At 67.4% G+C, this 15908-nt stretch carries 16 protein-coding genes; 13 read left to right on the forward strand and 3 right to left on the reverse strand.

Annotation, left to right across the window (positions count from 1 at the left end; all coding sequences use genetic code 11):
- The first annotated feature begins 106 nt into the window (after positions 1-106).
- From recN to ACLBKT_RS04945, 10 genes are all read left to right on the forward strand, one after another.
- On the forward strand, positions 107-1774 hold the full coding sequence (recN, locus tag ACLBKT_RS04900) for a DNA repair protein RecN (protein WP_410181833.1): 1668 nt from the start codon (positions 107-109) through the stop codon (positions 1772-1774).
- 56 nt (positions 1775-1830) lie between these two features.
- Positions 1831-2088 carry a hypothetical protein gene (locus tag ACLBKT_RS04905; RefSeq protein WP_410181834.1) on the forward strand — a complete coding sequence of 86 codons (258 nt, stop codon included), beginning with the start codon at positions 1831-1833 and terminating at the stop codon, positions 2086-2088.
- Positions 2089-2232: 144 nt separating this feature from the next.
- Positions 2233-3135 (forward strand): alpha/beta hydrolase family protein, encoded by a 903-nt coding sequence (locus ACLBKT_RS04910; protein WP_410181835.1) that lies wholly within the window; start codon positions 2233-2235, stop codon positions 3133-3135.
- Between the two features lie 61 nt (positions 3136-3196).
- Positions 3197-4120: an alpha/beta hydrolase gene (locus ACLBKT_RS04915; protein ID WP_410181836.1), complete on the forward strand. Its 924-nt coding sequence runs from the start codon at positions 3197-3199 to the stop codon at positions 4118-4120.
- Positions 4121-4133: 13 nt separating this feature from the next.
- Positions 4134-6392 (forward strand): NAD-dependent DNA ligase LigA, encoded by a 2259-nt coding sequence (gene ligA / locus ACLBKT_RS04920; protein ID WP_410181837.1) that lies wholly within the window; start codon positions 4134-4136, stop codon positions 6390-6392.
- The gene (locus tag ACLBKT_RS04925) at positions 6389-7219 is read left to right on the forward strand and encodes a c-type cytochrome (RefSeq protein ID WP_410181838.1); all 831 of its coding nucleotides are present in this window, start codon (positions 6389-6391) and stop codon (positions 7217-7219) included. Before ligA ends, ACLBKT_RS04925 begins: the two co-directional genes overlap by 4 nt.
- Positions 7209-7715 carry a CinA family protein gene (locus tag ACLBKT_RS04930; protein ID WP_410181839.1) on the forward strand — a complete coding sequence of 169 codons (507 nt, stop codon included), beginning with the start codon at positions 7209-7211 and terminating at the stop codon, positions 7713-7715. The genes ACLBKT_RS04925 and ACLBKT_RS04930 overlap by 11 nt, the downstream gene beginning before the upstream one ends.
- Positions 7716-7803: 88 nt before the next feature.
- Complete coding sequence (locus tag ACLBKT_RS04935) at positions 7804-8979, forward strand: sterol desaturase family protein (RefSeq protein WP_410181840.1); 1176 nt, start codon at positions 7804-7806, stop codon at positions 8977-8979.
- Positions 8980-9067: 88 nt separating this feature from the next.
- Entirely contained in the window at positions 9068-9427 is a 360-nt protein-coding gene (locus ACLBKT_RS04940) for a YciI family protein (protein WP_410181841.1), read from the forward strand.
- Entirely contained in the window at positions 9403-10638 is a 1236-nt protein-coding gene (locus ACLBKT_RS04945; protein ID WP_410181842.1) for an RNA polymerase sigma factor, read from the forward strand. The genes ACLBKT_RS04940 and ACLBKT_RS04945 overlap by 25 nt, the downstream gene beginning before the upstream one ends.
- Here ACLBKT_RS04945 and ACLBKT_RS04950 read toward each other — a convergent pair.
- The 3 genes from ACLBKT_RS04950 to ACLBKT_RS04960 are packed head-to-tail and all read right to left on the reverse strand — an operon-like array spanning position 10631 to position 13147.
- Complete coding sequence (locus tag ACLBKT_RS04950) at positions 10631-11539, reverse strand: 50S ribosomal protein L11 methyltransferase (protein WP_410181843.1); 909 nt, start codon at positions 11537-11539, stop codon at positions 10631-10633. The two genes, ACLBKT_RS04945 and ACLBKT_RS04950, sit on opposite strands and share 8 nt — an antisense overlap.
- Positions 11536-12432 carry a subclass B3 metallo-beta-lactamase gene (gene bla, locus ACLBKT_RS04955; RefSeq protein ID WP_410181844.1) on the reverse strand — a complete coding sequence of 299 codons (897 nt, stop codon included), beginning with the start codon at positions 12430-12432 and terminating at the stop codon, positions 11536-11538. Before bla ends, ACLBKT_RS04950 begins: the two co-directional genes overlap by 4 nt.
- On the reverse strand, positions 12422-13147 hold the full coding sequence (locus ACLBKT_RS04960; RefSeq protein ID WP_410181845.1) for an SDR family NAD(P)-dependent oxidoreductase: 726 nt from the start codon (positions 13145-13147) through the stop codon (positions 12422-12424). Before ACLBKT_RS04960 ends, bla begins: the two co-directional genes overlap by 11 nt.
- 110 nt (positions 13148-13257) lie before the next feature.
- On the opposite strand from ACLBKT_RS04960, the gene sdhC reads away from it, so the two are divergent.
- From sdhC to sdhA, 3 genes are read left to right on the forward strand one after another with little or no spacing between them, the layout of a single operon-like run.
- On the forward strand, positions 13258-13638 hold the full coding sequence (sdhC, locus tag ACLBKT_RS04965) for a succinate dehydrogenase, cytochrome b556 subunit (RefSeq protein ID WP_410181846.1): 381 nt from the start codon (positions 13258-13260) through the stop codon (positions 13636-13638).
- Positions 13639-13652: 14 nt separating this feature from the next.
- Positions 13653-14039, forward strand: coding sequence for a succinate dehydrogenase, hydrophobic membrane anchor protein (gene sdhD, locus ACLBKT_RS04970; RefSeq protein WP_410181847.1), 387 nt, complete (start codon positions 13653-13655; stop codon positions 14037-14039).
- Positions 14039-15907: a succinate dehydrogenase flavoprotein subunit gene (sdhA, locus tag ACLBKT_RS04975; RefSeq protein ID WP_410181848.1), complete on the forward strand. Its 1869-nt coding sequence runs from the start codon at positions 14039-14041 to the stop codon at positions 15905-15907. The genes sdhD and sdhA overlap by 1 nt, the downstream gene beginning before the upstream one ends.
- The last annotated feature ends 1 nt before the right edge of the window (position 15908 follow it).

Raw genomic sequence — 15908 nt, forward strand, 5'->3', positions numbered from 1 at the left:
TTTGCCCGCGTTATCAAGGGCGACTGCCGCGCTTTGCACGCTTGGGGATTGGTCTGCGTTCTCATGGTGACGGGGCGGAGGCTGTGCGCTATCTGTTCCGCTACCCATGCTCACCCGCCTCTCGATCCGCAACATCGTCCTCATCGAAGCGCTCGATCTCTCCTTCGCGCGGGGGCTGGGCGTGCTGACGGGGGAGACGGGGGCGGGCAAGTCGATCCTGCTCGACGCGCTGGGGCTGGTGCTGGGCGACCGGGCCGAGACCTCGCTGGTGCGTGCGGGCGAGGACAAGGCGAGCGTGACCGCCAGCTTTGAATTCGCGGCGCTGCCTGCGGGGATCGCGGCTGCGCTCGACGAGGCCGACATCGCCATCGAGCCGGGTGAGCCGCTGCTGATCCGGCGGCAGGTCAAGGCGGACGGCGGCTCCAAGGCCTTCATCAATGATCAGCCCGCCAGCGTTGCCCTGCTGCGCGAATTGGCGCCTGCGCTGGTGGAACTGCACGGCCAGCATGACGACCGCGGCCTCGTGAACCCGCGCGGACACCGGCTGCTGCTGGATCGCTTTGCCGGGACCGACACCGCCGGGCTGGAGCGCGCCTATGCCGAGTGGGCGCGAAGCGAGGCGCAGCTCGCCGAAGCGCGCGGCGCGGTGGAACAGGCCAAGGCCGATCAGGATCTCCTGATTGCGCATCTGGCCGAACTTGCGGCGCTCGAGCCGGTCGCGGGCGAGGAGGCGCGGCTCGCCGGGGCGCGGGCGGATATGCAGAAGGGCGAGAAGCTCTCCGATGATCTCGAAACGCTGCGGCACCTGTGGGACGGATCGGATTCGCCGCTGGCGTCCTTGCGGGTCGCGGCGCGAAAGCTTGACCGGATTGCCGATCAGCACGCGCTGCTGGCTGAAGCGCTCGCCGCGCTCGACCGTGCGGTGATCGAGGCGACCGAGGCCGAGGACAAATTGCGCGCGGCGGCCGAGGCGCTGGTGCATGATCCGCACGAGCTGGAGCGCGCCGAGACCCGCCTGTTCGAACTGCGGGCGGCGGCGCGCAAGCATCGCTGCGAGGTCGATGACCTGCCCGAACTGATGCGGACGATGCGCGCGCGCCTCGATGCGATCGAGGGCGGAGAGGCGCAGCTGGACGCGCTGGAGGCTGCCGCCAAGGAGGCGCGCACGGCCTATGTTGCGGCGGCCGAGGCGGCGCACGCGGCGCGCGTGGCGGGCGCGGCACGGCTGGATGCGGCGGTGGCGGCTGAGCTTGCGCCGCTGAAGCTCGATGCCGCCCGGTTCCGCACCGCGATCACGTCACTGCCGGAGGAGCGCTGGACCGCGCACGGCATGGACGCGGTGGAGTTCCTGATCGCGACCAACCCCGGGGCGGATTTCGCGCCCTTGGGCAAGATCGCGAGCGGCGGGGAATTGTCGCGCTTCATCCTCGCGCTGAAGGTCGCGCTGGCGGAGCAGGGCGGGGCGGCGACGATCATCTTCGACGAGATCGACCGCGGCGTGGGCGGCGCGGTGGCGAGCGCTATTGGCGAGCGCCTGGCGCGGCTGGCGTCGCAAGAGGGGCAATTGCTGGCGGTAACGCACTCCCCGCAGGTCGCCGCGCGCGGCGGGCAGCATTACCTCATCGCCAAGGCCTCCAGTGGGATCGTGACCAAGACCAGCGTGGTGTTGCTCGACCAGGCGGGACGTCAGGAGGAAATCGCGCGGATGCTGTCAGGCGCGGAAGTGACGCCCGAAGCAAGAGCGCAGGCGGACCGGCTGCTGGAGGGGGTGTGAGGCAGTTTCTTCCAACCGTATTGCTATTCGGCCTGTCGGCATGCTCGCCGCCGGTCATGTTCAGCGTTTCGGTCGATGAGGAAATCCGTGGCGGCACACTTACGCTTAACGGTGCCAGTGCGCCACTGATGCATAACATCGATGGGGCGCACTGGGCCAAGTGGGACGGATCGGATGCCAGCGGAAGAATTGAAGTGGTATTTCCCGATGGTGCCGTGACCGTCTGCGAGATTGGCTATGTCACGCATGGCATGTTGGAAGTGCAAGCTTTTGCCGTCGTAGATCGGCAATGCTCGCAGCTTGATGGGGGATGAGCGCGCTGTGCCATTCGACGCACCCTGCTTGCCCTCACGGGGTCGTCACCCTGAACTTGTTTCAGGGTCCATTCCTCCTCCAGCGGTGTCCGCTCCGTCAGGCGCGATGGATGCTGAACCGAGTTCAGCATGACGGAAATTGAGATGTCCCGCCTCCTCCCCCTCCTCCTGCTCGCAACCGCCTGCGCCCCTGCCACCCCTGTGCCCGAGGAGGCAAAGCCGATGGCCCAGCCCAACAACGCCACCTACGGCACCGACGCCAACCTCGCGCCTTCCGCGCCCGACGCGGTGCTGCGCTACGCCGACCACCCGCGCGGCTTTGCCGAATTGCGCCTGCCGCAGGGGGACGGCCCATTCCCGCTGGCGGTGATCTATCATGGCGGGTGCTGGAAGACCGGCATCGCCTCGCAGGCCTACATGGCCCCGCTCGCCACGCGCTGGCAGCAGCTGGGTATCGCCACGCTCAATGTCGATTACCGCGAGGTTGGGGACGGGGGCGGGTGGCCGGGTTCCTTCGCAGATTGGGCGGCCTCGGCGAGGCTGATCGATGAGATCGCAGCCAAGCATCCCATCGACCGCGCGCGCGTGACGCTGGTCGGCCATTCGGCGGGCGCGCTGCCAGCGCAGTGGCTGGCAAGTGCGCAAGGTGCGGATGGCCCCATCGGCACGCGCCAACCGCTCAAGGCCCGCGCCGCGATCGTGCTCGACGGGCCGGGCGATGTCGGGGCCGAGCGTTCCGCGTTTGACGCGCTGTGCCAGTTCTCGGCGGTCGATCCCTTCATCGGCGCTCCGCCCGAAGCCGCGCGCGATCGATACGCGGCAATCTCACCCGCCACCCACGCGCCGCAGCTGTCCGAACTGCTGTTCGTGCAGGCCAAGCTGCCCGCCCCCTCACCCGCAACGCAGAGCGCGCTCGCGGCGGGCGGGACGAAGGTGACGGTGCGCGAGAATATCGGCATGAGCCACTTCGCCATTATCACACCCGGCCACCCGGTCTATGCCGCCAACGAAGCGGCCATGCTGTCTGCGCTCAAGGGCGGTGAATGATCCGTTGCCCGCCGCCGCTGAGGCGCGCTATGTTGCGGCAGTTCAAGGGGGAGGGACAATCATGAAGCCTGTCATCTCGCTGCTGGCGCTGGCCGCAACGCTAACCGCCTGCGCGCCGACCGAGCCGGTGGCTGTCGCCACGCCAGCGCCCGGGCCCAGCTTTGCGGTCACGGACACGACGGACTATGATCCGATGTCGATCAACACGCTGACCGCCGCGGCACCGACGCTCAAGGTCGCCTACGGCACCGCGTCCGAGCGGCAGTATGGCGAGTTGCGGATGCCCGAGGGCAAGGGTCCGTTCCCGCTTGCGGTGCTCTACCACGGCGGGTGCTGGGCGGGCATGGGCGGCACGGCAAACCTCGCCGCGCTCGCCAGTTTCCTTGCGGCGAACGGCGTTGCCACGTGGTCACCGAGCTACCGCGAGATCGGATCGGGCGGCGGCTGGCCCAACACCTTTGCGGACTGGGCGCAGGGCCTCGGCTATGTGAAGACGCTCGCGCGCGACTATCCGCTCGATCTGTCGCGCATCACGGTGATGGGCCATTCCGCCGGGGTCACGCCGGTGATGTGGCTGGCAACCGGGGACAAGGGCGATGCCGTGGTCACCGGTGAGCTGCCGCGGGTGAACGCCGCTGTGGCAATCGACGGGCCGCTCAGGATTGGCGATTTCGTCGGGGCGGATGAAATGATCTGCGGCGCACCGGTGATCGCGACCATGATGGGCGGCACGCCGGCTGAACAATCCGCGCGCTACGCGATGCTCGATCCGCTTGCCAACAAGCCGCTGGTTGGCAAGTTGCTGGTCGTTGACGGCGCCTTGCCCGACCCTGATCCGGCGATGCTGGAGGGGTTGCGCGCGCAGGGTATCGCGGTCGCGGTGATCCGGGTCTCGCAGGACCAGCACTTCAACATGCTGGTCCCCGGCACCAAGGATTTTGCCGCCATCGGCCCGTCGTTGCTGGACATTGCCACAGCCCGGTGAAAAAGCTGCGGGCATGAGCACCGAAGGTATGAGCGAGGCGGATGCCGCCAACGAATTGATGCGCCTCGCCCGCGCCATCGCGAAGCATGATCGCCTCTACCACGCCGAGGATTCGCCGGAGATTTCCGACGCCGAATATGACGCGCTCGTCCGCCGCAATGCCGAACTGGAAGCGGCGTTCCCGCACCTGATCCGCGACGATAGCCCGTCGCGCAAGGTCGGCCACGCCGTCGCCGCCTCGCCGCTCGGCAAGGTGACGCACGAGGTTCGGATGATGAGCCTCGACAACGCCTTCTCGCCCGAGGAAGTCGCGGAATGGCTGGCACGGATGCGGCGGTTCCTCAACCTGCCCGAAGGCGAGCCGCTGGCGGTGACCACCGAGGACAAGATCGATGGCCTGTCCTGCTCGCTGCGCTACGAGAACGGGGTGCTGGTGCGCGCCGCCACGCGCGGTGACGGTCAGGTGGGCGAGGATGTGACGGCGAACGTCCAGTTCATCGATGATATTCCCAAAGACCTCCGTTGGTCTCGAGCGCAGTCGAGAGACCTGTTCGGCGAAGGCGTCTCGACTTCGCTCGACGCGAACGGTGAAGGATCCGCCCGAGGGGAGGGCAGTATCCCCGCCATCTTCGAGGTGCGCGGGGAGGTCTATATGGAAAAACAGGCCTTTACCGCACTCAATGCTGCGCAGCATGACGCGGGCGGCAAGATCTTCGCCAACCCCCGCAATGCGGCGGCGGGGAGCCTGCGGCAGAAGGATGCGAGTGTCACTGCCAAGCGCCCTTTGCGCTTCTGGGCGCATGGCTGGGGTGCGGCGTCGGACGTGCCGGGGGCGACCCAATCCGAGGTCGTCGAGCACTTGCGCGCATGGGGCTTCCCGGTCTCGCCGCTGTTCGCGCGCGTCGTCGGCGGGGCGGATGAGCTGGTGGCCCGCTTCCATGCCATCGGCGCGGCGCGGCCCGATCTGCCCTATGACATCGACGGCGTGGTCTACAAACTCGACCGGCTCGACTGGCAGGAGCGGCTCGGTTTTGTCGCCAAGGCCCCGCGCTGGGCGCTGGCGCACAAATTCCCGGCGGAGCGCGCCGAGACGATCGTGCAGGGGATCGACATACAGGTGGGGCGCACCGGCAAGCTCACCCCAGTCGGCAGGCTCGCGCCGGTGCTGGTCGGCGGGGTGACGGTGACCAACGTGACCCTCCACAACCGCGACGAGATTGCACGGCTGGGCTTGCGCGTCGGCGACCGGGTGGTGATCCAGCGCGCGGGCGATGTGATCCCGCAGGTGGTTGAGAACCTCACCCGCGACGAACCGCACCCGGCCTTTCCCTTCCCCGATCACTGCCCCGAATGTGGGTCAGAGGCCGTGGCCGCCGAAGGCGAGGTCGATGTGCGTTGCACCGGCGGCCTCATCTGCCCGGCGCAGCGCACCCAGCGGCTTGAACATTTCGTCAGCCGCAAGGCGCTCGATATCGAGGGGCTGGGCGAGAAGACCATCGCGCAGTTCTTCGCATTGGGCTGGCTCGAAAGTCCGGCGGATATCTTCCGGCTGAAGGATCGCCGCGCGGACATTCTCGGCCTTGAAGGCTGGCAGGAGAAGTCGGTCGACAACCTTCTTGCCGCGATTGAAGCCAAGCGCACGCCCGACGCCGCGCGGCTGCTGTTTGCGCTCGGCATCCGCCATGTCGGCGAGGTGACGGCGCGGGATCTGATGAAGCATGTCCACGAATTGCCGGTGCTGCGGGCCATCGCCATGCTCGCCAACGCACCCCGCCTGCCGTTCGCCTCGAGCGAAGTCGAGAGGCAGATGCGCGAGCGTGGCTCGACGATGCTCGACACGAACGGCGATATGGCAGCACAGGCTCTCAGCGAACTCACCGCGATTGATGGGATCGGCCCGTCTGTCGTCGAAGCGCTGGGCGATTTCTTCCACGAGCCGCATAACGTCGCGGTGTGGGAAGACCTGCTCGGGCAGGTCACCCCGCCACGCTACGAGGTCAAAACCATCGCCAGCCGGGTCGCGGGCAAGACCGTGGTGTTCACCGGCAAGCTCGAAACCATGAGCCGCGACGAAGCCAAGGCACAGGCCGAGCGGCTGGGCGCCAAGGCGGCGGGGTCTGTCAGTCCCAAGACCGATCTGCTGGTCGCGGGGCCAGGCGCAGGCTCGAAGCTCAAGAAGGCGGCCGAACTGGGGGTCGAAGTGGTGGACGAGGCGGGCTGGGCGGCTATCGTCGCCGAGGCACTGGGTGGTTCCGGGGGGAGCGGGGGATGATGATCAGGCGGAGCTGGCTCGGAATTGCGGCGGTGTTGATGGGCCTTGGTGCCTGTTCGAAGACGCCGGACGCGCCGCCCGCTCCCTCTGGCCCGCTCCGCTTCGAACTGGCGTCCAGCGATCCGGTCGCGCATGGCGAACGCCTCTCCAAGGTGCTTGGATGCAGCGGTTGCCACGGCGACGACCTGACCGGACAGGACTGGAGCGACGACATGGGAACGCTCTGGACCGCCAACCTGACGCAGAGCGCAGCCAAGTATTCGCATGAAGATCTAGCCGCGATGATCACGGCGGGTACGCGCGCCGACCGGCCGCTGATGGACATGCCGTCCTATCTGTTCAACGGCCTGAACTCCGCCGATGTCGACGCGATGGTGGCCTATCTCAAGGCGCAGAAGCCCGAAGGGGCCGTTCACCCCGAACCTTCAATGGGGCCCGAATTGCTCGCCATGCAGGCCAGGGGCGAATGGATGGATTCGGCGGCGCGGGTTGCGGGGATGCAAGGCAAGGGTCCGCCCGATATGGGCGCAGACCACGACTATGGCCGCTTCATCGCTCGCGCGACCTGTGTCGAGTGCCACGGCATCGACCTGACCGGCGGCAAGGAGCCGATGGAGGCTGACGGCAACCCGCCTCCCGATCTCAGGATCGTCGGCTCTTATAGTCCCGAGGATTTCGCTGCGCTGATGCGCACCGGCAAGGCGGCAGGCGCGCGCGAGGTCGGGTTGATGAGCCAGGTGGCGCGGCGGCGCTATGCCAATTTCACTGAGGGCGAAGTCGGCGCGCTGCGCGCATATCTGACGGAGCTGGCGCGTCATGATCCTTGAGGAACTCCACCCGCAGGGCTTGCGCATTGCCGGATTGCTCCGCGCGCGCGGCGAAAAGGTCGCGGTGGCCGATGGCGCGACCGGAGGGCTGATCGCGGCAAGTTTGCTGACGGTTCCCGGCGCACTCGATTTTTTCGTGGGTGGCGGCGTGGTCTATTCCTTCCGTGCCCGCGACGTGCTCTTCGCGCTCCCGCGAGACGCCTACAAGGGGATGCGCGGGGCGAGCGCGGACTATGCCATGCTGCAAGCGCGCGCGATCCGGGACAATTTTGGTGCGGCGTGGGGGCTGGCCGAAAGCGGCTCGGTGGGTGGATCGTCGCACCCCTCGGGCGCACCTGCCGGGCAAAGCGTCGCGGCCATCGCTGCGCCCGAGGGAGTGACGAGCACCCGCGTGATCGAACCCGGTTGCGATGATCGGATCGCCAACATGGCCGCCTTCACCCGCAATGCTCTCGAAGCCTTCGAGGATGCGCTGCGTGCGGCGGGCGGGCACTGAGCCTTGCGGATTGCGGGCATTCGCGGCCAAGTTACTGTGTGGTAAGGCGCATCATGCTAAAGCAGCAGGGTCATCCATGTGGGGCAATATGGCAGGCTATTTTCAAAGATTGATGCGCGATCTGGAATCGCCGGTGGAAGTGCGGCGGTTCGGCTCTGGCTGGTTCGCCGGGTTCTTCGGCCTGCTGTTCGCGATCAGCGGGCTGGTGATGGTGGTCGCCCTCAAATTCCCGGCCTGGTTCACCACGCCCGAGTTGCAGATCGTCCGCGACTGGGGCGGATTTCGCACCGCGATCCATCTGCTCCTGCTGACGAGCTATGCGCTCGCACTGCTGAGCCTGTTGCTGCGCCCGAGGAAGGTGCTGGGCATGACGGCGCTCGCCATCGGCCTGGGCGCGGCCTTGCTGGGCGGTGCGGCGGTCGAAGCGGACAATGCCCGCGGCTGGGGGATGTTCTTCGGTCTCGACTTCTTCATCGTCAATCTACTGGCGACCGGCTTCATGTACGCGCCGCTGGAACGCTTCGTGCCACACCGCCGCGAACAACGCCTGTTCCGCCATGAATGGCGCGAGGATCTGTTCTACTTCCTCGTCAGCTCGATGTTCGTGCAGATTCTGGCGTTCCTCTCGCTGGCGCCGTCCCAGATCATCAACGCCAATACGAGCAATTGGCAGGCGTTCCGGGCGATGGTCGCGGACCTGCCGTGGCTGGTGCAGTTTGCCATCGTGCTGGTCGCTTCGGACATGCTGCAATACTGGTACCACCGGCTGTTCCACAAAGTGCCGTTCCTGTGGGGCTTCCACGCGGTGCACCACAGCGCGAAATCGATGGACTGGCTGGCGGGTTCGCGGATGCATGTGGTCGAGGTCGTGCTGCTGCGCGCGGTGACATCGCTGCCGCTGTTCACGCTGGGCTTCAGCGCGTCGGTGATGCAGGCCTATATCGGCTTCATCTATGTCTGGTCGTCCTTGCTGCACGCCAATGTCGGGGGGAATTTCAACCGGCTGGGCCACTGGATCGCCACGCCGCGCTTCCATCACTGGCACCACGGGCTGGAACGCGAGGCCTTTGATGTGAACTTCGCGATCCACTTCCCCTGGATCGACAAGCTGTTCGGCACGTTCCATCTGCCGGAGGATCGTTGGCCCAAGGATTACGGCATCCCTGAAGACGTGCCGCGCGGCTATGCGGGGCAGTTCCTCTATCCGTGGACCCGCACCGGCAAGAAGCTGGACGAGAGCGGCGGGGCCGAACCGGCGGAATAATTTTCGCGCCCCTGTCGAATCCGGCTTGGCATCCGCGTCTCCGTATCAGAGCCTTGCCATGTCGGCCGGGCCGGGATGGAGAACTCCGATGCAGTTCATGTTGATGATCAACGAGGATGAGAGCCCCTATGCGGGCGAGGGCGGGGCGGCGCTGCTCGAGGCGACGATCGCCGGGCACATGAAGCTCGCCGAGGATCTGGTCGCAGCCGGCGTGCCCTTCTCGGGCGAGCGGCTGAAGCCGGCCTCGACCGCGACCACCGTCCGTTCGGACAATGGCGTTGTCACACTGCATGACGGCCCGTTTGCCGAGACCCACGAGGAACTCGGCGGGTTTTATGTGATCGACGTCGCGAGCCTCGACGAGGCGATCGAATGGGCGAAGCGGATCCCCGTGCCCAAGGGCGGGGTCGAGGTGCGCCCCGTGTGGCAGATTGGGCCCGAGGGCTGAACGCGGCGCTTGCCGAAGCGATCATGGCGGCGCGGCCCCGCGTGGTGGCCGCGCTTGCCGCGCAATTGCGCGATCTCGATGCGGCGGAGGAGGCCTTTGCCGATGCCACCGCCTCTGCGCTCGCGCTGGCCGAGCCGCCGCGCGATATCGCCGCATGGCTGTTCGTCGCGGGCAGGCGCCGCGCGCTCGATGCCGTCCGCAAGGCGAGGGGCGAGGCGCGCAAGGCAGACGCCTTGGGAGAGGTCACCGACATGGCCGACATCCTTACGCTCCCCGAGCCGATCCCGGACGAGCGGCTGCGGCTGCTGTTCATCTGCTGCCACCCGGCGCTCGGCGCAGAGGTGCGCGCGGCGCTGGCGCTGAAGGTGATCTGCGGGCTGCCGACCGGACGGATCGCGCAGCTGTTCCTCGTCAGCGAGCCCGCGATGCTCCAGCGCATCACTCGCGCCAAGGCCAAGGTGCGCGAGGCGGGGATCGCCTTCGAACTCCCGCCGCGCAAGGCATGGCCCGAGCGGCTGGGGGCGGTTCTGCTGGCATTGGAACTCGCCTTCACCGCCGCCTATGCCGATGCGGGCGGGGATCTGTCGGCGGAGGTGGGCGAGGATCTCGGCGTCGAGGTCGAGCGGCTGGCGCTGCTGGTCGCAGAGCTGCTGCCTGAGGAACCCGAAGCGCTGGGGCTTGCCGCGCTGGTGCTGCTGGCGCGCTCGCGGGCCGGCGCGCGCGTGGACGGGGAGGGGGCGATGGTGCCGCTCTCGCAGCAGGATTGTTCAAAGTGGGACTTCGCCCGGATCGAGCGCGCGCGCGGGCTGATGGAGGCGGCGGCGCGGGCGGGGCGATCAGGGGCCTATCAGGTGATGGCCGCGATCCAGCTCACCCACGCCCGCCGCGCCTTCGATGGCGCGGTCGATTGGGGCGCGGCGCTGCGGCTCTATGGCGTGCTGCTCGCACTGCGCCCGTCACCGATGGTGGCGTTGAGCCGGGCGCTGGTGCTGGCGCAGGTTGAGGGTGCTGAGGCCGGGCTGACAGCGCTCGCCGCGCTCCCCGCCGAGCGGCTGGCGCTGGCGCGGCCTTACCACGTGGCGCGCGCCGATCTGCTGGCGCGCACCGGGCAGGCGGTGGAAGCGAAGGCCGCGCTCGATGCCGCACTGGCGCTCGATCCCCCGCGCGCCGAGCGGTTGTGGCTCGAGGCGCGGCGGGCGGCGCTTACCTGACGCGCCGCCGCCGCAGCCACAGGATCGCCCAGTCGCCGCGTTGGAGCCGGGCGGCCATGCGGAACCCGGCGCGGCGCATCGCGCGCTTGACGGCCGCTTCCTGCTCGCCCGCCAGAAGACCCGCCAGCAGCAGGCTCCCTCCCGGCGGCACGGCCTTGGCGAAATCGGGGGCGAGGCTGACCAGCGGCCCGGCGAGGATATTGGCGATCAGCAGGTCGTAAGGCCCGCGCAGTTGCAGCAGCGGATCGTCCATCCCGTCCGCCACGATCATCACCGCTTCGCCCGCACCGCCGCCCATCGGAACGGCATTGAGCCGCGCATTTTCCTCGACCACGCCCACGCACACCGCGTCGATATCGGTGAGGGTGCACAACGCGCGCGGCCACAACGCCAGCGCCGCAAAGCCGAGCAACCCCGTGCCGGTGCCGATATCGGCGATATTCCGCGCCACGATGCCGCTCGCCTTCATGTGGCCGAGCATCTCGAGACACCCGGCGGTGGTCTTGTGCTGGCCGGTGCCGAAGGCTTGGGAGGCGGGGATGACGAAATCGATCAGGTCGGGATCGGCGGGGTAATCGGGGGTATGGACATGGAACCGCCCGGCGCGGATTGGTGGCGCGTTGTGCTGGCTCAGCGTGACCCAGTCCTCAGGCGGGAGTTCCTCGACGGTGATCCTCGGCGCCTTGCCATCGAACAATGCGGCCAGCGCAGCTTTCTCCGCCTTGCCGGGTTTGCGCGGATACCAGCCTTCGAGCACCCAATCGTCGGGCTTGTCCTCCGCCACCTCGCGGCCCGCAATGACGAGTTCGTAATCCCAGTCGTCGATTCTGTCATGCGCAAGCAGTGCGGACTGTACGACAGGCTTGGGCGCGTAGGCTGTCAGCTTCCAGGTAGAGGTCACTGCGCCGCCGCTTCCTTGGCGAGGCGGTCGTCAAGGGCCTTGGTCTTGGCTTCTGCGTATTGCGCGCAGCTCATCCCGCCTGCCATCGTTCCGCCACGGGCGCGGGCGGGCATGTCGCTGCTGCCCGGGTGCGGGGTGAGGAGGATGTCGCACCGCGCGGCGCGCAGCCTGGCCAGCCCCGCGCGGAAGGCGGCGACATAGTCCGCATGATCGGAAAAGCGGTAGGCGTCGCCGCTGATCGGGTTCAAGCTGTCGGCGTAGATGATCGTGCGGCAGTCCTTCCCTGCGCAGCTGCGCCAGCTCCAGCTGGTCGCGCCGGGGGTGTGGCCGGGGGTGGCGATCGCGGTCAGTTTTATCCCGGCGAGGGTCAGGGCTTCGCCGTCCTTCACCCCGCGCACGCTGCCGGTGACCGGAGCCATCGCCGGGTGCAGCCCGAATTGCGGATCGCGGGGGTCGTCCTTGCCGGAGCGGATCACGCCCGCCGCCTCGGTGCCGACCAGCACCGGCGCACCGGTCAACCCCTGGAGCCGGGCGAAGCCCGCGACGTGATCGAAATGCTCGTGGCTGGCGAGGATCGCCTTTACGGAGTCGAGCGTGACGCCAAGGCTGCGGATGTTGGCCTCGACGATCTCGGAGCCCTTCGCGGTGCCGCTGTCGATCAGCACTGCGCCGTCCTTGCCCCTGATCAGGATCGCCGCGATCCCGCAGGTGCCGACATACCAGGTGTTGCCGTGGATGCGGAACGGCGGCCCGGGGGTGTCCCAGCCATCGTCACCCTTGCAGGCCTCGGCCCATGCGACCTGAGTCTTGTCCGGGGCGGGAGCAGCAGCAGGTGCCTTAGCGCCCAGCAGGGGCAGGGCGAGCAGCGCGGCGGCGAGAATTCTAGCGGACAAAGCTTGCTCCATTGGCGTCGATCACCGCGCCGGTCATGCTGGGGGGCGCGTCGAGCGCGCAGAAGGTGATGATGGCTGCGATTTCGTCCGGAGTCGCCACCCGCCCCAACGGAATATCCGCCAGCAGCCCCGGCCCGCCGCGACTGGCGAGGTAATCGTCCGCCATGCTGGTGTCGGTGAACCCCGGCGTGACGGCAAAGCTCAGGATGCCGTCCTTGGCATAGGCGCGCGCGATGGTCTTGTGCATCCCGATCATACCGCTCTTGGCCGCGGCATAGTGCCAATGCGCCGGCGAATCCCCGCGATAGGCGGCGCGGCTGGCCACATGGACCAGGCGTCCGGCGAAACCGCGTTCCTGCCAGTGCAGCACCGCAAAGCGCGAAAGCTGCGCGGCGCTGGTGAGGTTGACGCGCATGGTATCCTCCCACGCATCGAGCCATTCGATGTCCGACCGGTCGAGCCGGTTCGCCTCGAACCGTCCGGCATTGTTGACCACCGCGTCAATTTCGCCGCCCGCCAGATCAAGGGCCTGATCCCACAGGCCTTGCACGCTCAGGGGATCGCCGAAATCGGCAGCAATGATCGGCGGGGCGCCGGGTGTGGGGGTAACGGGGCGCGAGGCGTGGCCGATCACGGGAACCCCGCGTGATGCCAAAGCGTCCAGCGCTGCCTTGCCGATTCCGCGGCTCGATCCGGTAACTAGCGTGTATCCCATGCACGTCCCTATCCAAAACTTTGCAAGCTGTGTCCACCGCTCCCCGCTTGCCTCATGCGTCAGCGGCGCTAAGTGGAATGGCGAAAATCTAGGGACCAGACGGGATCATCATGAATCAAAGACCGCTTTCTCCCCATTTGCAGGTGTGGCGCTGGGGGCCGCATATGCTGGTATCGATCCTCCACCGCGCAACCGGCGACGGCATGGCGCTGGTCGGGCTCGGCGTGCTGCTGTGGTGGCTTGGCGCGCTGGCGAGCGGGGCCGAGGCCTACACCACCTTCCAGACCGTGATGGGCTCCGTCCCCGGCATGATCGTGCTGGTGGGCCTGTCGTGGGCGTTCTTCACCCACATGATGAGCGGGCTGCGCCACTTCGTGCTCGATATCGGTGCGGGCTACGAACTCGACACCAACCGCATGTGGTCGATCGCTTCGCCGATCATCGCTGTCCTTCTCACCGCGGCCTTCTGGGCCCTGATCCTGCTGCGCTGAGGGGAGCGAGACACATGGGCAACGGAACTTCCATCGGCCGCGTGCGCGGGCTTGGCGCGGCGCATCATGGCCCGCATCACTGGCTGGTGCAGCGCTTCACCGCGATCGGCAATGTGGTGCTGATGAGCTGGCTGCTCGTCAGCCTGATCATGCTCGGCGATTATGGCTACGGCAATGTGGTCAAGTGGCTCTCGCAGCCGCTCTCGGCGACGGCGATGATCCTGCTGGTGTTCAGCCTGTTCTGGCACGCACGCCTCGGCCTGCAAGTGCTGATCGAGGATTACATTCACGACGCCGGCAGCAAGTTTGCTGCGATCTCGGCGCTCAATCTGGCAACAATTGGCGGCGGCGCGTTCGGCATTTTCAGCGTTGCCACGCTCGCATTCGGAGGTAATGCCTGATGGCAACCGCAGCTCCCAAGGGAACGGCAAATGACGTGGGCGGCGCGCATCTGACGGGCGCCTACACGATCGTTGATCACACCTATGACGTGGTCGTGGTCGGCGCGGGCGGTTCGGGCCTGCGCGCGACGATGGGCGCGGCCGAGGCCGGTCTGCGCACCGCGAACATCTCGAAGGTCTTCCCGACGCGCTCGCACACCGTGGCGGCGCAGGGCGGGATCGCCGCCTCGCTCGGCAACAACAGCCCCGATCACTGGACCTGGCACATGTACGACACCGTCAAGGGGTCGGACTGGCTGGGCGATCAGGACGCGATCGAATATCTCGCGCGCGAGGCGCCTGCGGCGGTCTACGAACTTGAGCACGCGGGCGTGCCCTTCAGCCGCAATGCCGACGGCACGATCTACCAGCGCCCCTTCGGCGGGCACATGCAGAACATGGGTGCGGGCCCGCCGGTGCAGCGCACCTGCGCCGCGGCCGACCGCACCGGCCACGCGATGCTCCACGCGCTCTATCAGCAGAGCCTGAAGTATGATGCGGACTTCTTCATCGAATACTTCGCGCTCGACCTCATCATGGATGAACGCGACGGGGTGAAGCAGTGCGTCGGCGTGATGGCGATGTGCCTTGATGACGGCAAGATCCACCGCTTCCGCGCCCAGTCGGTGGTGCTGGCGACCGGCGGCTATGGCCGGTGCTACTACACCGCGACCTCGGCCCACACCTGCACCGGTGACGGCGGCGGGATGGTGCTGCGCGCTGGTCTGCCCTTGCAGGACATGGAGTTCGTCCAGTTCCACCCGACCGGCATCTACGGCGCGGGCGTGCTCATCACCGAAGGCGCGCGCGGGGAGGGGGGCTATCTCACCAACTCCGAGGGCGAGCGCTTCATGGAGCGTTACGCGCCTTCCGCGAAGGACTTGGCCTCGCGCGATGTGGTGAGCCGCTCGATGGCGCTCGAAATGCGCGAGGGGCGCGGTGTGGGGCCGGATGGCGACCACATCTATCTCCACCTCGACCATATCGATCCCAAGGTGCTGGCCGAGCGTCTGCCGGGCATCACCGAGAGCGGCAAAATCTTCGCGGGCGTCGATCTCACCCGCCAGCCGCTCCCCGTCACCCCGACAGTGCATTACAACATGGGCGGCATCCCGTGTAACTATCACGGGCAGGTCGTGACGCTGGGGCCGGATGGCAATCCGGACACCGTCATCCCCGGCCTCTATGCGGTGGGCGAGGCGGCCTGCGTGTCGGTGCACGGGGCCAACCGCCTCGGCTCCAACTCGCTGATCGACCTCGTGGTGTTCGGCCGCGCGACCGGCCACCACCTGCGCGACAACTTGAAGCCCAATGCCAAGCAGCCGGAGCTTCCCGCCGACAGCGCCGACTTTGCCCTGACCCGTCTGGATCACTTCCGCTATGCGCAGGGCGGCTCGCCGACCGCGCAGATCCGCGCGGAAATGCAGAAGGCGATGCAGAAGCACTGCGCCGTGTTCCGCGATCAGAAGCTGATGGACGAAGGCGTCGCCAAGCTCGCCGAGCAGAACAAGCGGATGGAGGATATCCACGTCACCGACAAGTCGCTGATCTGGAACTCTGATTTGATCGAAACGCTCGAGCTCGACAACCTGATGGCGCAGGCCAATGTGACGATGGCTTCGGCTGCCAACCGCAAGGAAAGCCGCGGCGCCCACGCGCACGAGGACTTCCCCGAGCGCAACGATGCCGAGTGGATGAAGCACACCATCGCCTGGTTCGACGGCTGGGGCGGGCGCGGCTCGAACAGCCGCATCGATTACCGCCCGGTGCACGAATACACGCTGACGGACGACATCAAGTACATCGAACCCAAGGCGCGGGTGTATTGAG

The organism is Erythrobacter sp. W302b (assembly GCF_046452395.1).
GTDB lineage: Bacteria > Pseudomonadota > Alphaproteobacteria > Sphingomonadales > Sphingomonadaceae > Erythrobacter.